General features: G+C 43.0%; 17 protein-coding genes. 3 read left to right on the forward strand and 14 right to left on the reverse strand.

Annotation, left to right across the window (positions count from 1 at the left end; all coding sequences use genetic code 11):
- From AAFM34_RS11565 to nrdD, 3 genes are all read right to left on the reverse strand, one after another.
- Positions 1-5,190, reverse strand: a 5,190-nt coding sequence (locus AAFM34_RS11565; protein ID WP_341662991.1) for an RHS repeat-associated core domain-containing protein, incomplete at its 3' end; no start/stop codon positions are given.
- Between the two features lie 346 nt (positions 5,191-5,536).
- On the reverse strand, positions 5,537-6,010 hold the full coding sequence (gene nrdG, locus AAFM34_RS11570) for an anaerobic ribonucleoside-triphosphate reductase-activating protein (protein WP_341662993.1): 474 nt from the start codon (positions 6,008-6,010) through the stop codon (positions 5,537-5,539).
- Positions 6,011-6,013: 3 nt separating this feature from the next.
- Positions 6,014-8,134 carry an anaerobic ribonucleoside-triphosphate reductase gene (gene nrdD / locus AAFM34_RS11575; protein ID WP_341662995.1) on the reverse strand — a complete coding sequence of 707 codons (2,121 nt, stop codon included), beginning with the start codon at positions 8,132-8,134 and terminating at the stop codon, positions 6,014-6,016.
- Positions 8,135-8,411: 277 nt separating this feature from the next.
- Here nrdD and AAFM34_RS11580 point away from each other — a divergent pair, with 277 nt between their 5' ends.
- Positions 8,412-9,308, forward strand: coding sequence for an endonuclease/exonuclease/phosphatase family protein (locus AAFM34_RS11580; RefSeq protein ID WP_341662997.1), 897 nt, complete (start codon positions 8,412-8,414; stop codon positions 9,306-9,308).
- A gap of 18 nt (positions 9,309-9,326) precedes the next feature.
- Here the strand turns inward: AAFM34_RS11580 and AAFM34_RS11585 are convergent, their stop codons facing one another.
- The 4 genes from AAFM34_RS11585 to AAFM34_RS11600 form a co-directional block, all read right to left on the reverse strand.
- A complete protein-coding gene (locus tag AAFM34_RS11585) occupies positions 9,327-9,752 on the reverse strand; it encodes a YeeE/YedE family protein (RefSeq protein ID WP_341663000.1) in 426 nt (141 codons plus the stop codon).
- A complete protein-coding gene (locus AAFM34_RS11590) occupies positions 9,749-10,171 on the reverse strand; it encodes a YeeE/YedE family protein (RefSeq protein ID WP_371833276.1) in 423 nt (140 codons plus the stop codon). Before AAFM34_RS11590 ends, AAFM34_RS11585 begins: the two co-directional genes overlap by 4 nt.
- 75 nt (positions 10,172-10,246) lie before the next feature.
- The gene (locus AAFM34_RS11595; RefSeq protein WP_341663046.1) at positions 10,247-11,242 is read right to left on the reverse strand and encodes a tetratricopeptide repeat protein; all 996 of its coding nucleotides are present in this window, start codon (positions 11,240-11,242) and stop codon (positions 10,247-10,249) included.
- 84 nt (positions 11,243-11,326) lie between these two features.
- Positions 11,327-12,649, reverse strand: a complete 1,323-nt coding sequence (locus tag AAFM34_RS11600; RefSeq protein WP_341663004.1) for an anaerobic sulfatase maturase — start codon at positions 12,647-12,649, stop codon at positions 11,327-11,329.
- A 174-nt stretch (positions 12,650-12,823) separates the two neighbouring features.
- Here AAFM34_RS11600 and AAFM34_RS11605 point away from each other — a divergent pair, with 174 nt between their 5' ends.
- Complete coding sequence (locus tag AAFM34_RS11605; protein WP_341663006.1) at positions 12,824-13,612, forward strand: SUMF1/EgtB/PvdO family nonheme iron enzyme; 789 nt, start codon at positions 12,824-12,826, stop codon at positions 13,610-13,612.
- Positions 13,613-13,745: 133 nt separating this feature from the next.
- Positions 13,746-14,726, forward strand: a complete 981-nt coding sequence (locus AAFM34_RS11610; protein WP_341663008.1) for an HAD family hydrolase — start codon at positions 13,746-13,748, stop codon at positions 14,724-14,726.
- 45 nt (positions 14,727-14,771) lie between these two features.
- On the opposite strand, the gene AAFM34_RS11615 is transcribed toward AAFM34_RS11610, so the two are convergent.
- From AAFM34_RS11615 to AAFM34_RS11645, 7 genes are all read right to left on the reverse strand, one after another.
- A complete protein-coding gene (locus tag AAFM34_RS11615) occupies positions 14,772-15,677 on the reverse strand; it encodes a LysR family transcriptional regulator (protein ID WP_341663010.1) in 906 nt (301 codons plus the stop codon).
- Between the two features lie 132 nt (positions 15,678-15,809).
- Entirely contained in the window at positions 15,810-16,703 is an 894-nt protein-coding gene (locus AAFM34_RS11620) for an iron-siderophore ABC transporter substrate-binding protein (protein WP_341663012.1), read from the reverse strand.
- Between the two features lie 245 nt (positions 16,704-16,948).
- Complete coding sequence (locus tag AAFM34_RS11625; protein ID WP_341663014.1) at positions 16,949-18,259, reverse strand: hypothetical protein; 1,311 nt, start codon at positions 18,257-18,259, stop codon at positions 16,949-16,951.
- A complete protein-coding gene (locus AAFM34_RS11630) occupies positions 18,259-19,974 on the reverse strand; it encodes a VWA domain-containing protein (protein WP_341663016.1) in 1,716 nt (571 codons plus the stop codon). The genes AAFM34_RS11625 and AAFM34_RS11630 overlap by 1 nt, the downstream gene beginning before the upstream one ends.
- Positions 19,967-21,058, reverse strand: a complete 1,092-nt coding sequence (locus AAFM34_RS11635) for a VWA domain-containing protein (protein WP_341663019.1) — start codon at positions 21,056-21,058, stop codon at positions 19,967-19,969. The genes AAFM34_RS11630 and AAFM34_RS11635 overlap by 8 nt, the downstream gene beginning before the upstream one ends.
- On the reverse strand, positions 21,051-21,593 hold the full coding sequence (locus tag AAFM34_RS11640; protein WP_341663021.1) for a DUF4381 domain-containing protein: 543 nt from the start codon (positions 21,591-21,593) through the stop codon (positions 21,051-21,053). The genes AAFM34_RS11635 and AAFM34_RS11640 overlap by 8 nt, the downstream gene beginning before the upstream one ends.
- The gene (locus tag AAFM34_RS11645; protein WP_341663023.1) at positions 21,594-22,556 is read right to left on the reverse strand and encodes a DUF58 domain-containing protein; all 963 of its coding nucleotides are present in this window, start codon (positions 22,554-22,556) and stop codon (positions 21,594-21,596) included.
- Positions 22,557-22,561 lie beyond the last annotated feature (5 nt).

Below are 22,561 nucleotides of genomic sequence, written 5' to 3' on the forward strand. Positions count from 1 at the left end.
ATTTCCTTTAAAAGTAGTGGAACTAGTCCAAAACTTTCTTCCACTGTTTGGAACAAAAGTCCCACCATGCTTCACGCCTTTAGCAATCGGGCCACCAAATATACTAGCCGCTGAAATTGCTCTCTCCCAAGGCTCTAGTGTGCGGCCAGTAAATAGGGTATCACCAGTACTAGATTCATACAGAGCCTTGCCATTGGAAACCACTGGAGTGAAGTCCATCGCAAATTCAAGGGATTCGTAAAGCGCCTCCTTATCATGAACATAATCAAGCTGCTTTACTTCGCCAAAAAATGCTTGTTGAGCTGGGGTTTTTAGATAAACACCCAACGCATTAGCAGCGTAGTCCACAATGGAACTAAACGCGCCTTGCGCAAAGTTTTCAGAGAAACTACCGCCATAAACTTCCGTGGTGATAATACCGCCAGCGACTGCCGAGACCGTCATTTGGCTCGCTACGGTAAAGTCTTTCATATTGCTATCGATTAATTCGTTAGCAATATTTCTCAGCACACCCGCTGTTAGGGCATCGGAAAAGTCTTTACCATAAATGAGGTTATCGGCCGTTGCCATCCCAATACTTTTAAGCGCAACTTTAATACCGTCTGCAAGCATTTGGTAATCAGCTGCTAGGTTTGCCATAACGTCAAGCTCCATGACACCATGTGCGACACCATTTGCAATACCAGCGGTAACCGCCCCTGACAAGATAGATTTTTCAATCCCTTTCAGATCGCCTTTGTTCGAGATGAGATGTGTGGTCGCCCCAGTTAATGCACCTGCGGCAGCATAAGCTAGAGTGCTATTTAACGCATAAGTCTCCATCAAATAAGTGGCTGATGCGGGACATAGCCACATACCAACCGCCATAGCAATCGCGACCTCTGGGTTTTCCTTTATCATGGTATGGACCATCTTGACGGTCATACGTGCATCGGATTCCCATCGGCCCACTTCATGACGAGCTCGGCGCTCAAAACGTTTGCTTTCATGGCGGATTTGGCTTTCTACCCGTTTCGCTTCGTTACGAACTCGGCTTTCAGCACGCTTAACTTCGTTACGAACTCGGCTTTCAGCGCGCTTTGCTTCGTTTCTAATTCGACTTTCTGCGCGACTTAGTTCTTTACCAACCTTTTTGACTGCTCGCTTTGCCTTTTTATACAGCTTTCTGGTAAAGCCCCAATATCCGCTCGGATCAATCATATTGACCGGACTATTGAGTTTAAATGCATATCGGTTGTAACTCGCTACAGCCTCTTTACCCAAGACAAACGGATCAGCTTGAATAAATCGACCAAGGAAAGGGTCGTAAACTCGACCTTTCATATGAATAAGATCAAAACCTGCTATACCAGCATGGCCAAAACTTGAACTGTAGGTAGGAGAAATGGAAACATTTGAATCTGCTTCGGGTAGTGCTACATTGTGAGTAGCACCGAATGGGTCTGTAAAGGTTTGCGAAATTATTTCACCAACATCACTGGTGGTCATAATTTGCTGGCCTAAACGATCGTTATGAGAGTAGGCGGTTTCACAGCCCGATTCTTTACAACTAACCGCAAAGCCATTACCGCCGAACGTCTCTTGAGCGACATTCTGTTCACCGCCTGCAACCATATAACTATAAGCACCCGCGTTATAGGTTGTCTGTGTGTTCCATTCTAGCGAGTAAAAGTCAAAACGCTTATCAGTGCGAACAATTTGTTGCCCATTCGGGCCGTAAGTGAAGCGGGTTTGATCACGGTCCACCACTGCGTTACTTGTGATGTCAACGCTTCGCTCAACTTTTACTAGGCGATTATTCTCGTAACTAAAATTGCGAAGTTGGTCCGAGAGCAAGTTGCCATTTTCGTCATAAGTAAATAGACGAGTGTCCCCATTCTCCTCTTCCAAGCGTGTTAGCTTGTATGGATCTTGTGATTCATAGAAATATTCACCCACACCTGTTTTAAAGGTAATATTTCCGTAGTTGTCATAAGAATATTCAGCTGACGCATCAATAGCATTATCAGCCTCAACACTTTGACAGATATCGTTGATACAGAACTTTTTTAATGTATGAGAAGACAAACGGTTATTGCTGTCATACTCATATTCATCTTCAAACGATGTTTCACTTCTGTTTCGATAGTAGAAATGGCGTTTCCGAGTGATGAGCCTATCGTCTTCATCGTATAGGTACTCAAACTCATAAACAAAACGCCCCTGACGCATTGCCCACTCTTTGATCACCTGACCTGAAGTACGATCGTATTGGTAAAACTCTTCTAGGCCATTGCCATATTTGATATGAAGAGGTTGGTTATCAGCATCAGTAGTGATGATTTCTTTGTATATTGCTCCTGTCTTGGTATTAGACCACTTGTAAGCAAAGCCATTTTTGAAGCCCACTTCAACACTGAAATCATTACCTAATATAGATTCGGAAGACTCTGTCTTTATTTCACCATTATCGTAATAGGTATAGTGTGTAGTGTGAGTACGCCCATCCTCTAGTGTAATATCGCGCTTTTTCACCCAACCATTGGGCCATTGGTAAGTCTTGTTTTCCTCATATTGGACAGGATGGCCATTACAACTGTCCTTCATACCTGATACCTGAGTGATACGCTTTGGCTCAGCTAAAGGTAATTGACTAGGGTATTCATAACATGTTGTGGAGTAAGGTGTTGTTAACTGCTTAATACGATTTTGGACATCATAGCGAAAAACGGTACGATCACCATTCGCATCTTGCTGCCATTCAAGTTGATTCTTAACATTATAATGGTATTGCCAGTGACCTCGGGTAGGATCAATGGTATCAGTTCTTAAATTCCTAGAATCATACTTGTGTACAATTCTCGTCGCTGGGTTATTGTTAAGCTCCGAAGATGTCAGTTTACCGCTCGCGTTGTAAGTAAAGCGTACCGTGTTACCTAAGTGATCATCAACTTGATACAAAAGGCCAGTAATATCGTAATATCGACGAACACTGTTACCCCATTTATCGTAAGTTTCAGTTAGGCTGGGAGTCACTTCAAGGCGTTTTTGTGTTTGACCATTCAATTCGTACTCAATATTTTGCTGGTCCAACTGCTTAGTGACTGAAAATCTAGTCGCAGCATCACCCTCAAAGTGAGGTGCGATTATAGATTTAACACCCTCTTCATCTATAGATTCTCCAGAAATGATGAAACGATCATTTAAGCCTTTACGAAGCGAATACTGACCACGTGAAGTAACACATACCATTGATTCAGGCAGTGTCTGATAAACTACATTTACCGTATCCGAGGGACATAAACTCGACCATTCTTGCAATCCGGAAGGGACATCTCCGATAGCATAATACTGAGTAGACTGCGTCACACCTCGAATTGTTTTGCTAATAATTCGGCCATTGTTATCAAAACGGGTTTTGTTATATAGCGTTCCATTGTACAGCGATGACTCAACTCGACCATTTGCTGTTGTTTGGTATTCATAATCGATACAAATCCCATTTTCACAGCGTTTACTAACATTCTCCCCGTGATAATCTATTGTCTCTTGAAGAACAATCTCGCCATTTACTGTGCGCTTACGGCTGCGAACTCTATCCTGGCTGTCTTGAGTCACAACTTCTCGTGTCTCAAAGCCCCCCTGACGCGTGATCTGTTCAACCAGCTTATCGTCTCGATAAACATACTCAAACTCTTTCACCAATTGATCGCTCACGCCGTTTTCATAGGCTGGGCTGATGATACTACGACGTTCAATCTTACCCACTGCATAATCATTTTCAAATCGATACTCGACTTGGTCTTCGATCTGCTCACCATTGTTGTTATCGGTAATGGTGATGCGTTTTTCTAGGCGATTTTGGTCGTCATAGCTGTTTTCAATCGTTTTAGTTTGGCTGACATTGCCGTCAATATCATACACAGACTCAACAACACGCGCTTTCTGCGCTTGACCATTGGCTGTCAGTCGCCATTCGATATCGGTTTCAGACAACCGATATTCGGCATTATCGATATAACCAAAACGTTCGATTTTATTGGCAAGCCCAGCATAGTCACCATGAGTGATATAAGTGGTCAAGTTACGTGTGTTACTGCTCGGGTTCGGCACATTCTCTTGACTGAGGGACTTAGGCTGTCCCGATGCATTAACGGTATAGGAATATGTCGATTGAACTCGACTAGAATCAGATGTTTGCTTGGTATCACGGCTTACAATTGCCATCACACCACCCATGTATTTATAGTTGTTGGTGACGACTTGTTTGTCATCTTTCCAACCCGCTAAATATGGGAATGTATTGAGATTTGCAGTGCGGCCATAGTCAAGCTGAATCGGTAAGTAACAACTTGGTTCGCTCTGAGATTTTAAGCGTTCACATTGACCAATCGCCGATAGATAGTTAGCTTGATATGGCGCCTTGGCCCAGCCAACACCATTCGCATTCTTAATGCCAGAAGCATCATCGATCCAAGTTTGTGTCTTGAAGAAGTATGAGACAACCTTATCTTCATGCTCAACATCAATAGTGGTTAGGTTGCCTGTTGTATTAACCGTTACGCTTGGATCGGCTTTTAGCGACTCTAACCCTTCAACTCGGTAACTGTTTTCAACAAAAGATAAACGAGCCTGTTTTTGCGCAAAAGGAATCGATAAAGAGAGCGCAGCTTGTCCACCATCAGTCACATAAGAATCAACACTGATACTGTTTTCAGTTTGGGTAAATGAGGCATAAGGATAAGCAAACTGACTATTAATCAGGCCAGAAACAATGCCTGATTGAACAACACTGGGAGAAGATTTGTAATTATTAATCGAAAACTTGTAGCTTCCCATCCTTACATATACGGATGAGCTTGAGCCATATGAGTTGTGGGCTGCACGCACCAGTTTATTGTTTTGGCTTGTGCGAACAAACTCATTGTACTGAGCTGTTTGTTTGTGAGTAAAACGCTCCGCTTTCCACTGACTGCCTTGTTTCCAAACACGTAGATAGCTGGTTCTTTCAATTTCTGGCGTTTCAGGCCCCAGAGGGATGGGAATAGCAACCTCGCCATGAATTAACGTCATAGGTCTAGGTTCAACCAACTTTGCATAAAATTGGTAGGTGTCCCTACTAATATCTTTCATGTACACATCAACACGCGTTGCATTGGCTGATGAGACAACAAACATGAGTAGGAAAAATATAAATTTATGTATTTTCATTTTATTTGTATTTATCCAATAATTTCCACTGCGTTTCGTAAATCAATGATTTTAAAGTCCTCACCCCCCCAATTTCAGTCAATTATCCAAAATCGGCTAACCAAACAAAGTTAACCGAATAAAAAAAGGTAAAATAATATCATTTGAAAATACTATTTTCCACATCAATACCCAAGAGAAGAAGAAAGAGATTAGGATTAAGAAAAGCGCGGATTATCATTACCTTTTGACTAGAAAATGGACTAACAGAAAGTTGAAAATGGTTAAAATGGTTAAAAAATCGTAGATTATGATTTGAGGTTAATAGCGTAATAAGTAGCGACAATATGGAGCAAACTACGAGGACTTAAATAAGCCCTTTCACCCTATAAATTATTTGGTTTGAGCTGCCGCGCCATTTTAGGGTGAGATCTTTTTTGTCTTGTTCAAATTTGCCGTCAATAAGAACATCGACTTGCTGAACAATAGCGCGTTGCTTTGGAGAGAGTGACTTGAGTGTATACCCCGTCCATAACCAAATATCTTTGTCTGGGCACTCTTGTTTTACACGTTTTACCAGAGCCAATATCGACTCTACATTAGCAGGATGAAGCGGATCACCGCCCGATAAAGACAGCCCCCTTCTCTTTATTCGTGTGTCATTAAGGTCAGCGATGATCTGGTCTTCGAGCTCTTTTGTAAACAAATGACCAGAATCAACTCGCCACGTTGACTTGTTATAACAGCCTTTACATTGGTGCTCACAGCCGGAAACAAATAAGGAGCAGCGCGTTCCCTCGCCGTTAACGACATCGACTGGGTAATAGGCATGATAATTCATGACTTAAAGATGCTTCACTCGGCGAATCACTTCTTGCTGCTTACCCGCATTAAAGGGCCGAGCATCAGGGCTGCCTAAATAACCACATACTCGCCTTGTCACAGACACTGTCGACGAATCATGATTGCCGCAATTAGGACAACAAAACCCCTTACTTGTGCAATCAAACTCCCCCCGATAGCCACATTGGTAACATTCATCAATTGGAGTGTTGGTTCCATAGTAAGGCACGCGTGAATAACTGTAATCCCAAACATCTTCTAAGGCTTCTATATTAGACTCCATATTAGGAAATTCGCCATAGCAAATAAAACCACCACTTGAGAGCTGAGGGTAAACCATTTCAAAGTCAATTTTATCGTAAGGGTTAACTTTTTTTTCCACATCAAGATGGAAGCTATTGGTGTAATAACCTTTGTCCGTCACACCTCTAATCACACCAAATTCTTTGGTATCGATAGCGCAAAATCGGTGACATAGGTTTTCACTTGGCGTGGCATACAAGCTATAGCCATAGCCAGACTCTTCACTCCACTGCTTAACTGCGCATTTAAGGTGTTGCACTATTTTGAATGCTTTGGCTTGCAAGTCAGTGTTGTCATATATATGAGGCTCATTACCATACAAGGCGATAATCGTCTCATGAAGACCTATAAAACCAAGAGAGATTGAAGCACGCCCATGCTTAAAAATGTTTGCTATTGGTTCTTGTGCTTTTAGCCTCACTCCGCAAGCCCCTTCCATATACAAAATGGGTGCAACACGAGCTTTAACGTTTTCTAGCCGAGCAATTCGAGTCTCTAACGCCCTGCGAGCAAGCACAAGTCTTTGTTCAAGTAATGCATAAAACTCGGCTTCATCTTGATTTGATTGCAAAGCAATTCGAGGAAGGTTTAGGCTGACTACACCCAAGTTATTGCGTCCATCATAGATGAACTCACCGTTTTCTTGGTAATCGTTAAGGAAACTACGGCAACCCATTGGGGTTTTAAATGACCCTGTCACTTTTACCACTTGGTCATAGTTGAGAATATCCGGATACATGCGTTTTGACGCACACTCTAGCGCGAGTTGCTTGATATGATAATTGGGATCGTTGCGACTACGATTTAGCCCTTGTTTGATGGTAAATACTAGCTTAGGGAACACCGCCGTTTTGCGGTTTTTTCCAAGCCCCGCTAAACGATTTTTTAGTATGGCTTGCTGAATCATACAAGAAGCCCAGCACGTACCCAGCCCAAAGCCAAAAGTCACAAACGGCGTTTGCCCATTAGCTGTGTGTAACGTATTCACCTCGTACTCCAAGGACTGGAAAGCATCAAAACACTCTTTTTCGCTGCGACTACGAGCAAAACTTTGTGAATCTTCTATGTTCCACTCTTTGGCAACCGCTAGATGCTTTTCATAACTTGCCATAACGTAAGGTGCAAGCACTTCATCAATACGATTGACGGTTGTACCACCATATATATGGCTAGCCACTTGAGCAATAATTTGTGCCGTCACCGCTGTAGCAGTAGAAATAGACTTAGGCGTATCTATTTCAGCATTGCCCATTTTAAAGCCATGAGTCAACATGCCTTTTAAATCAATCAGCATACAGTTAAACATGGGGAAAAACGGCGCATAGTCTAAGTCGTGATAATGGATATCGCCTTTGTCATGAGCAGCCACAATATCTCGAGGAAGAATTCGAGTTTTTGCGTAATGCTTGGCCATAATCCCTGCCAGTAAGTCTCGCTGAGTCGGAATAACTTTACCATCTTTGTTAGCATTCTCATTGATCAAATCAAGATCACTTTGAGCAATTAATCCTTCGATTTCTCTCGTTAACCCACTTTGTTTTTCTCTGGCAATATCACGATCATGGCGATACTCAATATAAGAACGGGCGAGCGACGGAAATGGGCCTTTCATCAACTCATTTTCAACTAGGGTCTGGATATCAGATATATCGATCTGGTGATGATCCTTAAGTTGAGCTTCTATGTTAAGCGCTACCTCAAGCGCATAAACCGCGATATTTTTGCCTTTGACCTCTGCAGCAGCCTCAACGGCTGATTGAATACGCCCACGACAAAAAGGCACCTTCGAGCCATCACGTTTAATTACTATTGGTTTCACTTATCCTCCTTAACCCAATCCACAACCGGTCTAAAATCGCAATATAATGATAATAATTGACAGCCAGACACTATATGTTGTGCATTTAACGAAAATCGGTAGAGGTGTGTCTTGATATCGATCAACAAAGCTTTGTACCTGATGAACAAGACACCAATCGTATTGGCAGAGATCGCACTCTAGTAAGAAATTCTTATCTTTGTTTGAAGTGTTTATCACTGAATCCGTGTTAATTTCATGTAGAATTGAATGCTTTAATCAATAGCACTCTTTTGTTATGACTAAAGCTTACTCTAACTGGAAGTACTTGGCACTTGCGCTGATATTCAGTTTTGTCTCTCCCTATATTGCTGCATCCTCTCTTTCATTTACGACGTGGAATATAGAATGGTTAACGACCACGCCTTCCAAACAGTTTATTCAATCAAAACGAACACAAGCAGATTTTGAAGCACTAGCCAAACATTTTGCAACCACGAATACTGACGTTCTCGCCTTTCAAGAAGTCAACGACATAGCGGCGCTGCGTAAAGTCGTAGGCAAAGATTATGATATTTACCTATCAGAGCGAGCTGACGCAAATAACAAGCGACGACAGTTTGAGGATATAAACCAATACACTGGCTTTGCTATTCGCAAAGGATTGTCTGTCGAGAAGCAATCTGATGTTAGGCTCGATAAGCGTAAAAACAGTAAGCTTAGATTCGCCACTTATATGATAGTCACGCCAAAACAAAAGCCACCCTTACATATATTGTCGGTTCATCTAAAGGCGCGTTGCAGCGGAGCATATAACAACAGCAAGGATTGCCAAGTCCTTATGTCTCAAGGGAAAGCATTAAACCAATGGGTTTTGGATCGCGAAAAAGCAGGCGAGCAATATATGATTTTGGGGGATTTTAACCACAATTTGAGTTATCAAGGTGACTGGTTATGGAAAGAGATCACGCAAACTTCTTCAGCCAGCCTTGCGACCCTGCCCACTCAGGCACGTTGTAAAGTCCGCTCTAGGCACCAACCTAGGCGCCTTCACCAATTTCGCTCTTTGATTGACCATATCATAGTCAGTCAAGAACTATCACTGAGCACGCCAAAGCAGATCACTTTTCCAAGTGAACAAGTGCTTAAATACCACTTAAGTGATCATTGCCCATTACAAACAACGCTTGAGTGAAAAGAACAGAATAACAGCTTAATTAGGCATTAAATGCTTCGCACACTGAGAGCCGACGAGCATTGCGATAATAAAAATAACGATATCTAGATTGGCAAACCCTAGGCTAGCCATAGCTGGGCCTGGGCAGATACCCGCCAACCCCCAGCCTATACCAAATAATACCGCGCCGCATACCAGTCTAACATTGATGGTTTTGTTGGTCGGAAGACAGTAGCTTTCGCCAGATAAAGTCTGTGATCTTTGCTTTAACCAAAGATGATAGGCTGGAGTGTAAACTGCTAATGCGCCTAGCATGACAAATGCCAAGCTTGGATCCCACTGACCAGCAATATTAAGAAAACCGATGACCTTGGCAGGATCAATCATTCCAGACAAAGTCATGCCAGCGCCAAACAACAAGCCAGTTGCTAATATAGATAAGCTTAAAATTGTCCGTGTCATAGCTGAATCTCATAGGTTAGCCATACTGTGGCCATAGCAAAAAGCATAAACACGCATGTCGCAACGACAGACCTAACCGAAAACCTCCCTATCCCACATATACCATGTCCACTTGTACAACCATTCGCTAGTCGAGTACCAAAACCGACAAGTAAGCCCGCCAGAATGAGAGTATGAATTGGAATAGAGGTAGTATCTGGCACTTGAATATCCAGTATTACTAAACAAGCTAAACCACCAGCAGTAAGACCGACTAAGAACAGCACTCGCCAAAGTCGATCACCTTTGACTGGAGAGAGCAATCCATTAATTATCCCACTGATACCTGCTACTTTACCGTGAATAACAAACAGAAAGACCGCTGATAAGCCAAGTAATAAGCCTCCCAAAAAGGAGGTCCAAGGAAGAGTATCCATTATGTCCACACCAAAACATTAGCAATTTCTAATATTTTAATTGCTAATATAATGGAGTTCAAGATACAAATGAATTAACTAACGTTTCTTTAACCCATCAATGACCGATTTTGGCGCGACCTTGGCAAGCTCACTCAGACATTGATCTGTTTTTGGATTGTTATGGCGAACATAGATATCACACACAGCATATAACTGCTCTGGAGCACCAGAAATTAAATAAGCCTGCTCAAAAGACCTTATTGACTTTTGCAAGTCATAATTCTCTTGTAACACACCATTTAGATACCAATAATAGCTATTATCTTCTGCCATCTCTGCCGCTTGCTCAATTTCAAACGCAGCACTTTTCTTATCATCAAGCCTGACCAAGGCCAATGATTTCGAATAGTGAAGAGGCGCATTATTGGGGTTTAGCGTGATCGCTTTGGTCAGAGTTTCTACAGCAATACGATCTTTTTCTTGAGCACGATAATTATCCGCTAAGCTCAACCAAACGTCAGGATTATTAGGTTGTTCCTTTACCAGAGTTTGGTAGATGTCGTCTGCCTTTTTCCAATCCTGATGCCAGCGGTAAACGTCTGCTAACAGTAATTGCGAGCTTTGATCCTTGTCGGTTTGTAAATCTGTAATAAGCTCAGCGACTGGTTTTTCGAGTATCTGCTGCTGTTTTTTATTCAGATTTGAAAAATCTCGAACCAGATTGGTCGCTGCGGTAATGCGAACTCTCGCTTCATCGTCTGTAAGCAAAGGCTCAATCAAACGCCAGCGATGTTCAATGCTGTACGGCGCCGCTCCCACAATCGCTGCCTCTCGAACCTCTGGTTCGCTATCTTGCAAGCTTCTTACTACCGCAACCAGCGCATTTTGACTGGGATAGTTGGCTAACTCCCGAAGCGCTTGAATACGTTGATCTCGAGGCTGCTTAATATCCTGCGCTTTGTAAGAGAGCGCCGCTATTCTCTGCTGAGGCGTCACCTCCTGCTCTTGATGCTGTGCCGGAAGGGCCGATTCTTGGCCAGTACTCGCTGCAAGCGAAAGCTGGCAGATTGAGGCGCCAACCAACAGAGCCATCAGTTGTGTGCAAACCCGATTGCGTTTATTCACTCTAGTATGAGCTCTTGGCTCTTGATTTGAATACAATCGCATCACCACACCTCAGAACTTAGTTTCAAATACAGAAGGTTTACCCAAATGCTCACGCAATACGGCATCACTATATTTTCCATGCGCAACAGGGTTACCCGTTGCTCGGAGAATATAGGCCATAGCCTTATCCGCATGAGAAAAAAACTTCTTCCAGCCAGCGCACAAATAGTTCAAACCAGACTCACCCTCTTGAGTGCGAATAAAACGGTTTTTCGGACATTCGCCATAACAAGCAAATTGATAATCACAGCTCTGACATTGAAGTGGCAATGTGCGCTTTTTAGCAAATCCAAATTTTTGTTGCTCGGTGCTATAGGCCAAGGTGTCCAGTTTTTGATGATGGATATTGCCTATTTTATATTCGGGGTAAACATAGTGATCACACGAAAACACGTCACCATTTGGCTCCATAGCCAAACCTTTACCGCAAATTTCACCCAAGGTGCACAAAGGATTTTTTCGTCCCATCCATGCTTCAATACTGGCTTCAAAGTATTGAACAAACACTTTACCTATGTCGTTTTGTATCCACTCATCAAAGATTTCAATAAGGAAATTACCCCATGCTTCATCTGCGACACACCATGGTTCCACAATTGAATCTTTATGACCGGGGATCAAACGCTTATCACCTTGCTTTAACTGTTCCTGCGGTTGCCAAGTTTGGGGGGCGGTAGTACGAAATGTTTTTTGTTCAACAATGGGAATAAACTGCATTTGAGGAGAACGCACTTCATCTCGTAAAAAGCGATAAACTTCGAGCGGATTACGACTAGTTAAATTATTCACGCAAGTTAGAGTTGCAAATTTTACTTGGTGTTTATGGAGTAACTCTACAGCTTTCATCACTTGATTGAATGTACCGCGACCAGCACGATTGGTTCTATAAGCATTGTGCAACATTTCAGGCCCATCAATACTCAAGCCCACTAAGAAGTTATGTTGTTTTAGAAACGCACACCACTCATCATTAAGTAAAGTTCCATTGGTCTGCAAATCGTTCGAAATAGTAATACCTTGAGGCTGATATTTGGCCTGGAATTCAACAATTTTTTTAAAATAGTCCAAACCTAGCATAGTAGGTTCACCACCCTGCCAAGAGAAAATAATTTCGGGTGTATTTTGCCCTTCAATATATTGTCGAATATAGGTTTCTAAGGTGTCATCGTCCATTACAGGTGAACAACCCTGTTTGTACTCAAGTAAGTCCTGTTTACTGAGGTAATAGCAGTAAGTGCAGTCAATGTTACACACAGCGCCGATAGGCTTGGCCATTACATGCAACCGTTTAGACGCTTTACCATTAAATTGAGGACCCTGAGTAATATGCATAAGTCACCTTTGTCTGTTTAAGTCAGTTAAAAACAGTCTTAACCGCCCTGCTCTTAACTTGGTACAGCAATCATAAATGTCATTAATGCCACAGGCTTGTTATACCGGATATAACCTTTTTTCATGGCTGTTGCTGTTAAGTTAAGGTTTCAAAATATGAAAGAGAACTCACTGATGAAAGTTAATAAAAACGTAGTCTTACATTCACTTTCCATTATTTTATCGAGCCTGTTGGTCAACGGCTGTGCGACAAAACCCTCTCACCCTATTGCTCTCAACATTGATCAAGATATGGTTAAGGTAGAAGGAGGCTCTTATATCAGGGGTTCAGACAGCAAAAACGCAAACAAAGCCGAGAAACCCGCTAGAGAGGTAGAAATCGACAGCTTTTATATTTCTAAATTCGAGGTCACACAAGAGCTGTTTGAGTCTGTGATGGGGTCATCATTGAGCTACTTTCATGGCCCAAACATGCCAGTAAATAATTTAAGTTGGCAGCAAGCAAATTACTTTATTCAGAGGCTCAATCAGCTAACCGGTGAGTATTATCGACTTCCCACAGAAGCAGAATGGGAGTTTGCCGCCAAAGGTGGTAATAAGAGTCTCGGTTATACCTATTCAGGTTCAAATAGCATTGGCGATGTCGCTTGGTACGCAAACAATTCAAACAACCAAGCACACCCTGTTGGGCAAAAACAACCTAATGAGCTTGGCCTTTATGACATGACGGGCAATGTCGGAGAGTTTGTCATCGATGCTTATGACGATACCTTTTATCGATTTGGTCCAACAACTAATCCTAATAACGCAAAAGAGGAAAAAGCTGGCTTAGCACACAAGGCCGTTCGAGGCGGAAGTTTTGCCTATGATGCTGATGAGTCAGAAAATTTCCGCCGAGATTTCGCAAGTCAGTCTATTATTATGTCGGACATGGGGCTTCGGCTAGCAAAAGATTCTCAGTAGCGAAAACACATGCCCAATGCACGATAAGTTTTTACGTACGTTTTTGGTTAGGTTAGACAAACGTAATGTCTCCTTCTACGTTTATCTATCGCTGCACTCACATAAGTACAACAAACACATAGGTAGCCTATAAATGAATAAGAACATCTGTACCCTCGCCGTTTTATCGAGTCTTTCCTTCTCTGCGATGGCTCTAGATTGCGACCCAAATTTATTACCTTCTTGGAAAGATAGTGCGAGTAAAACTGAGATTACTCAATTTGTCTCCCAGTCTACTGATAAGTCGCAAAACACTTTTATCCCAGAGAAAGATCGAATAGCGGTATTTGACAATGACGGCACGCTTTGGTCAGAAAAGCCCTATTATTTTCAACTTGCTTTTGCTTTCGACCAAGTGAAATCTATGGCTGCCCAGCATCCAGAATGGAGTGCACAAGAACCATTCAAATCCATATTAAAGAATGACATTCCGAGCGTATTTCGCGGTGGCGAGAAAGCGCTTTTGAAAATCGTTACCGCCACACACAGTGGTATGACGGTCGAAGAGTACCAAAGCCGCGTGGCCACATGGCTTGAAGCAGCCAAAGATCCGCGATTTAGTAAGGCCTATACTGACCTAACCTATAAGCCGATGCGAGAGATGCTAAATTACCTTCAAGACAACGGCTTCAAAACTTATATTGTCTCTGGTGGCGGCGTTGATTTTATGCGCGTATGGGCGCCCAATGTGTACAACATCCCTCAAGAGCAGATCATCGGTAGTGCGCTTAAGTATCAATATGACTACAACGATGGTAATCCAACCGTAACCAAACTTAATGAAATCCTTAGTATCGATGATAAAGAAGTAAAGGTTGAAAATATTCAGCACGTTATCGGTAAGAAACCTGTACTTGCAGTTGGTAATTCCGATGGAGACCACGCCATGATGCAATGGGCAACAAGCCAACCAAATTCTATGGCAATGATCGTTCATCATACCGATAAAGACAGAGAGTGGCAGTATGACCGTAAATCAAGCGTTGGACACCTTGACAAAGCCATGGACGAAGCAAACAAACGCAACAATTGGCACCTCATTGATATGAAAAACGACTGGTGCACTGTTTATTAACTCCCTCATCGCTCCCCATTATGGGGAGCGTTCAAATCAAAACGCCTATTTACGGATCGCTTTCCCTGCCCGCTTGATTTGTGCTCTTAACCACTGATGCGCACTTTCGTTAGTTCGACTGGAGTGCCAAATAGCATATAAATCATGCACGCTATCGCTAAAAGGAAGAGGAAAGGATTTAAGATCATAGGTGTTAGAGAAATGCTCGATAGTCGACTCTGGCAAGGTACCAATAAGCTCACTACTATTGATAACTGGCAACATTTCCATTGCACCTGCCGCACGATAAACAATATTGCGCCTGGCTAGGTCTTCTATATCTTCACCGGTAAGCAAACTATCTCTTGCCTGCCAGCGAGCCACCACCACATGTTCTTCTGCTAAAAACTGGTCAACGGTACAAGCGTCGATCAGGCGAGGATGATCAGCGCTACACACCACCATCAAACGCTCAGAAAATATCGCTTCGGTTTTGAGTACAGTTCGTCCTCTTGGCGGCAAATCTATGATTAAATCATAACGTTGAAGGCGCAAATCAGCCTCATAATCCTCGGTAAATAGCGGATGAACCTCTAAGGCAATGTTTGGTGCTTGATCGCGAATTTGACACATAAGCTGCGGCATTAATTCGTAGCTGGCCACAGACAAACAAGCAATAGAAAAAATTCGATTGGATACTTTAGGATCAAAACTACTTGAAGCTGACAAGGTCGAGGTAAAGTTTTTTAGCGCGGTTAACATCGCAGGGTAAATATCCATCGCAAAACTGGTTGGATCAACGCCTGAAGGGCTGCGATGGAACAATGGCTCATCATAAATATCTCTTAGACGCGCCAACGCTTTACTCACCGCTGGCTGGCTAATATCCAACCTAGCAGCGGCTTTAGATAAATTTTGTTCCTCATAAATCGCCACAAAAATGGGAATAAGGTTTAAGTCTGTACTCTTCATGGCACCAACACAAAATCCAACATAAATCTATTCTATCTAACTAGCACTCTGGCAACGACTTAAAATCAAGAAATTGAGCGGCGATACAGGTTTTCATAGCTTATCGCCCGATTTTATTCCTCTAATTCATCATTAACGGCTAATCAACAGCTCAGTGATACTATCACTTAACCTTTGCGCCGATATAAGACTGCCAAAGCTCCAGATAACAGGTAATTCATAAACCGAATTTGTTTGAGTAAATCTCATTTCCTGCCAAAGAGGCGATTTAGACAGAAGCTCTCGTTCGTCATCCATAAGAGGCCCAAATATCAGCACATTTGCCTGCTGGTGGTTAGCAATTTTCTCAACGCCAGTCGTTGTAAAGCCCCAAATATTCGTTTCCTCATGCCAATCGTTTTTTAGGTTCATTTTATCTATTACTGCTTGGACAAGAGAGCCTTGACTATGAATGCGCAGCGTACCTTCATTCATCAAACGAACAAACAATAAAGGTTTAACTTGAATGTTTTTCATTTTGATTTTATCAGCATTTTCTTTTAGATGTTCTTCAGTTTGTTGGATGATTTTTTCAGCATTACTTTGCTTACCAAATAAGGAGCCTAACGATCTCGTTATGGACATCGCAGATAATAATGGTTCTTTTTCAGTGTTATAGACTGAATAAACCAAGACCGGGGCAATTTTTGTTAATTCGTGGTAAGAGGAAGCCATATAACCGCTAATCAATATCACATCTGGCTTCAGCTCAGCTATCCGGACAATATTAGGCTCACGACGTTTACCCACATCAACAATATTTGGCCCTAGCTTAGGTTGTGATACCCAAGTATTATAGCCCGAGACATCAGCGATACCTTGCGGTTGAATGCCTAGGCTGATCAACGTCTCAGCTAAAGTCCAATCGAGCGTAATGACTTTTTCAGGTATTCGTTCAAATGATTCAGTCCCATAGTCATGATGGATTTCCAATGCCCTAACCGACAACGCAAAAAAGATGGTCAAAAAGATCGAGACTCGTGTCACTAATCACTTCCTAAGTTTTGAGTTCAAATCACAGTAGACCTTAGAGGTCACCACTACTATACATCATACTGTTTTTACAATAAATAATTCACTAGATTCAAAGCTTGATACTATGATGCCTATAAATGCAGCCGGGTTGAGGCAAGACGCTGATATTATTTATAGGCGGCAGCTTTAAGGCCAGATTAAGCTCCAAGAAGAACGAGGATGTCATTAGGCTTAAATGAAGGGTATCGGTCAAGAGTTCACGATTGATTTCTCTGAGTTTTTGTAAGTTTAGGAAGCGCTTTGAAGCTTGCTAACCTAAATCGATTTGTTCTCATTCCTTTTATCACTTTCCATAGTGACACAAACAGATGTTTGTCTTTGTCTCCATCTTGAAATCGACTACTCTTTTTGAGCCAAGTGTCTGAAGTCAACAGTTTGCTTATTTCTAATCCATTGGTATTCATTCGTAGATGTCGATACAAGAAAACTCGTGCGTCACTCCATCGCTCATCTCTAAGTAAGCGATTGAGCACCCACCAAGCAGGCATAGGATGATTGCGATAGTATCGTCGAGCAGTCAGTAACATAAGACCAGTGGCTAAAATGATTACCGCAGCGATATAAAACCATAGCGAATAGGCTCGAAGGAATGACTGAAATGTGTGTTTTGCTATAAAGGTTTTCCCTGCCACTGTGTGTGTTTCAAGTTGTTTGGTTTTGCTGTTCCACCACTGAAATTGGTATTCAGGTAAGCTTAATTCACCACCTTGCTGGATCACGTATACCATCTCTTCCATACGACTTGACTGATAATCACCACGCGTGGCCGTATCCGCCAATTTATTGGGCTTAGGGTATGCTTGATATTTTGGCGTTGCACGATCAGATAGGACATCAGGCAGTAGAACTGACAGGCTGTCTTTTGCATTAATAACGACAGTGCGCGTAATAGCATCACCGACTTTAAGTTCATCATTAGACGTTGACCAAGTCTGTTTGACATCCACATCGGTCGCAGTAAACCACTGCCCCTCAACGCTTACCAAACCAGAAGGCAATTTGGCTTCAAAACGTATTGGCCTAGTATACAAAGTACCCGATACTGACTTGCCATTAGGTGCTGACACTTGAACACTTACTGGAACAGGTGGAACTACAAACTTACCCGAAGATTGGGGATAGAGGGTTACTTCCCAACGTTGTCTAGACCAAGTTTTGCCTTGTTTTTTCTCAGTGTAATTGGTCGCAAGCTGGTTGCGCTGCTTGGCAATAACATTGGGTATCTCGATGCGGCCAATGCGAGTACCGCCGGTAAACCAGCGTGGTGTGGCAACCTCAATGTATAAAATAACTTGTTCATTAATGCTGAATGACTGCGTTTTTCGATCATTTCTCACATCATCTTGCTTGCCAACCCAAGTTCGAAGTTCAATGTCGTTACTGCGCTCAAGGTCTTGAATATTTTGAGCAAGTACTTGACTAGGTGTTGAGATAGCCACTAGCGCGATTAATGACAAAACCACTGATAAAAAGTAACAAAATCGACTTGTTTGAACTTCAGTTTTCATTATTCTTGTTCCTCTTTTTCAGAGCGACTAACAAGAGCAGATCTCTCACGCAGTTGGATATGAAATTTGGCCTGCAGAAAATATTTTGGGTCGGCCTCTACTCGCTTTAACCACTTATCGGCCAATTCTTGGTCGGCAAGAAGTTCATTGGCACTTAAGGTCTCTTTGATCATCAATTCTGACGACGTTTTCTCATCAGCTCCCTCGGCGGTTTGCGGGTTGTCACCCAGCTCTTTTGAGGCATCATTTTCTGTGCCTGCTTGGCTCTCACTTGTTCGATTGATTTCTTTGACAATACCTTGGATCACCTTGAGGTTATGAACCACATCCGACTCTAATGGCTGGCTTAACGTGTCGCTATCAGCCAAAGATTGAAGAATATCACGCGCAGCTAGGTATTCTCGCTGACGAGCAAGCGCACTTGCCGCATTATAGAGCCCTAGGTATTTTGTTGTTTGTGATGAGCTACTCTGCGTTTCGAGAAAGGCACTGTGGGCAAGCTTATACTCGCCAGCATAGTAATACGCCGTCCCTTTTCTTAGGGGATCGGTAAAGTGCTTGGCAGCCTCTAGATAATCTTTGCGATTAAACCAGCGCTGACCTTGCTGATTGGGTGTCAGCCACAAGTCCCACCACCATTGAGACATTCGATCTATTGTCGTTCGCTCCTCGAGCACCTCGCTTGTCTCGGCTTTCAATGATACGGTTTGCGCCAAAACCTGGTGAGGAGCAAATGCGGTCATAGAAATAGTTGCCAGTAAACACCATTGCACCAACCAGCCTTTACGAAACCAAAGCAACATAATCAAAGCGATGGGGAGCAGTAATTGATAGCCCATATCTTGCCATGGCATAGCCGAATCCCCATTGAGCTGCATATTGCGCTCTACATAGCGGTTTAATGCCTCAATATCGGCATTATCCACCGTCACTTCCACAAGGTGACCAGAAGTTTTGCTGGCAAGCTGCTTAAGCGAATTTATATCCAGCGGACGATCAGAGTTCACATCCGAATTACCAGTGGCTAAAATTAACAGTTGATAGGGCTTGTTGGAAAAATAGGTTTTATAGGCTTTTAGCGTGGCTGGATTAACACCATCAGTCACCAGAAGCACAGTAGCGCCGAGCTGACCTTGCAATTGTTGATCAATAAGGGGCAATGCTTCTTCCGCCATCTTCCCCTTTCTTGGCATAATGTCAGGTGAAATAGCCGCTAAAAATGGCGTAAACACTTCGCTGTCTTGAGTGATTGGCATGGCCACATGGGCAGAGCCAGCATATACAATTAATCCCGTTCGCCCTCCCTTTCTTACCAACAACAAATCACTTATTTTGTGTTTTGCACGCTCTAAACGGCTGGGAGGCAGATCTTTCTGTAACATCGAGTCGCTGGTATCCATTACGACTAGCATAGACGCCTTATCTTCACCAAAAGGTGAGGCTTGGCGCTGCCAAGTAGGCCCAGCACAAGCAATGATCGCAAGCCCAATGATCACGACTAGTAGCTTTAAAGGTAATTGCTTGCGCCAGCCCTGTTCACCCAAAGTGAGAGCTTGGCGCAGATGCTCGGGCAATACATCCTTCCAGCTCGGCTTACTTTCTTCTCGCCATCGCAGCCATAGAAGCAACAACGTAGGGATGAAGGCCAATAGCCAAAGTGGACGGATAAAGTGAAACTGAGTCACAAACTGTTCGATGTCTAAGCTGTTAACCATGCTTATCTCCAGACATCTCAGCCCCAATCGAAGATGATAGGCTGCGGCTCAACAGCCGTTTGCGTTTAATAGTCGCAAGCAAGAATGCGGTCAAATACATCAGCACAACCCAAACTATCAAATAATGGTGAAGACTTTGTTTTGGCCGATAGGTCGTGCTGTTATATAACTGTGGTTCTAATTCACTGATTCGCGCGTAGGCCCTTTCAAGCTCATCACGATTGAGCGCTTCAAAGGCTTCACCACCTGAGTCCTTTGCAATTCGCATTATGGTGTCTTTATCCAGTGCATTTTCTCCCACTGTTTTCGGATTACCCATAGCAATAACATGAATACGTACCCCTTTTGCCTTCGCCACTTTCGCCGCATCTATCGGCTCTACAAAGCTGCCGGTATCATTACCATCGGTCAAAGCGATAGCGACTTTTTCTCTCTTGCTATCAAGTACTTGTTCGTTTTTAGCGCTTTGCTCAAACACTTTTATCGCAAGACCAATAGCGTCACCCAGATGCGTGCTTTGCCCCGCCATTGCCACATCAGTTTGCTGGAGCAGTTCTAGCCATACTTGTTGGTCGGCCGTAAAAGGGGTTTGAACAAAAGCAGCGTCACCAAAAAGAATTAATCCGAGCCGATCACCTTGTCTGGTTTTGACAAAATCAGCCAGAACCTCTTTCACAGCGTCTAAACGCGTCACTGACTTACCTTGCTTAGATACAAAGTCTTGCTCTGCCATCGAGCCCGATAAGTCAACAAGCACCATAACGTCGCGGCCCAAACTTTCACGCACTTGCGGCGCGCCAAGAATGCTAGGTTTAGCAAGCGCCGTCACAACCAAAATCCAAGACAAAGCGAGTGTTGCACGTTGCCACCAAGTTGGCGTTAATTGGCTAGCACCTTCTGAAGGTGTTTCCCCGATGGCTTTAACTAACAAATTGAAAAAAGGCACTTTGATCGCCACTTGCTTAGTGCGATAAGCAGGAACCAAATAATAGATAACTATTGGTAATGGCAACATTAAAAACCAAATGGGATAATCAAATTCAACGCGGGATAGTTGGCTGATCAGGGAAAGAAAATCATTCATACTTTCCCCCTACCAATCGATGCAAGCATGTTTTAAATAGAGGTTTGGTCTTTCGATGATTATGACTTTTCACCCAAGCCAGTGCACGTTGTTTCAATAAAGCGCATTCTGAAGCATCAAGTGCGACATTTGGGTCAAAGACACTTTTAACCCAGCGCTTGCTAACATCATCGGTAAATTGGACACCCTTAGGGTTTAATTCATCAAGCTTTTGCAGAAACTTTTTGTCAAATAAAGGCGCATGGCTGTTGTCGAGGTAGATAAGAACAATTTTCAAAATTGAAAATAGCTCTTTTGCATCGCTATCCTGATTGGATTGCAGTTGCGATATTGCCTGAACGGCTTCAATACGGTAGCGGTTATGCCACCAATGAGAGGCGATACGATATAACCAGTAGAGAAATAAGACAAAACAGACAGACGCTAGAATTTTCCAACCTAGGGTCTGAGGCAGCCAGCTAAAGGTCTCTGGCACTGCAACATCATGAAGATCACGCAGAATATAGGTACTTGGAGGTGTGTGAGTTTGAGCCATTTATCGTCTCCCCACCTGCTTTTTAAATTGAGCGATATGGTTACCTGAAGTATCCAGCTCGATATGGGGCAGTCTTTTCATCGCCATCAATTCAGCTACAGACTGCCTCTGCTTAGTAGTTCGTTCTGCCAACCCAGCGCTTGCAGCCGCTACTTTGGTTTGGCTGTCTAGGTTTAACTGATAACGACCGTCTCCAATTACCCATTTCATTTTGACTAAGTCTTTGGGTAATGCTTGCTCAAAGGGATCGCTGATGGTGATGGCCAATACATCGTTGTGCTGCTGAAGCTGCTTTAAATGATCGAGATGATGATCTTCACAATCTCGCCAGTCACTGATAATGATGAAAGTCGATTGTTTAAGCTTCATTCGTTTCAAGAGCGAAACCCAATGCCCAAAATCGACTTTATCTGAATTGAGTGACTGTACGTTTAAGCGTTGATTTGCCTCGGATAGTCGTTTTAGTTGGGCCAATAAGTCATACTGAGAACGCTTTGCTTTGCTGTGATACAATTCGTTATCTGCTGTAATCACAAACCCAACCCTGTCACCATCTTTTAATACTCGCCATCCGCACATCGCACCTAGTTCGGCAGCCACGACCGATTTCATTACTTGGGTTGAAGAGAAAAACATCCCGCTGCGCTGATCAATGCAAATCATCACGTTACGATCTTTTTCTTCTGTATAGCTGCGCACATGAGGTTTTCCGGTACGCATTGTCACTTTCCAGTCGAGATTACGAATATCGTCACCAGTTTGGTAATGGCGCAATTCTTCAAAGTTCAAACCACGGCCACGAAAAAGCGAGTGATGTCTGCCCGACAACACGCTACCTGAGTTTAGATGAGGCAGTAAGCTGAATGATTCGACTTGAGCTTGCAGACGAACCAAACCTGCGTACTCACAATACAAACGAGGATCAAGCCCCTGATTTTTTGGAGCAATTTTCGGCCGAGCCATAATGC

The organism is Vibrio sp., from assembly GCF_038138445.1.
Classification (GTDB): Bacteria; Pseudomonadota; Gammaproteobacteria; order Enterobacterales; family Vibrionaceae; genus Vibrio.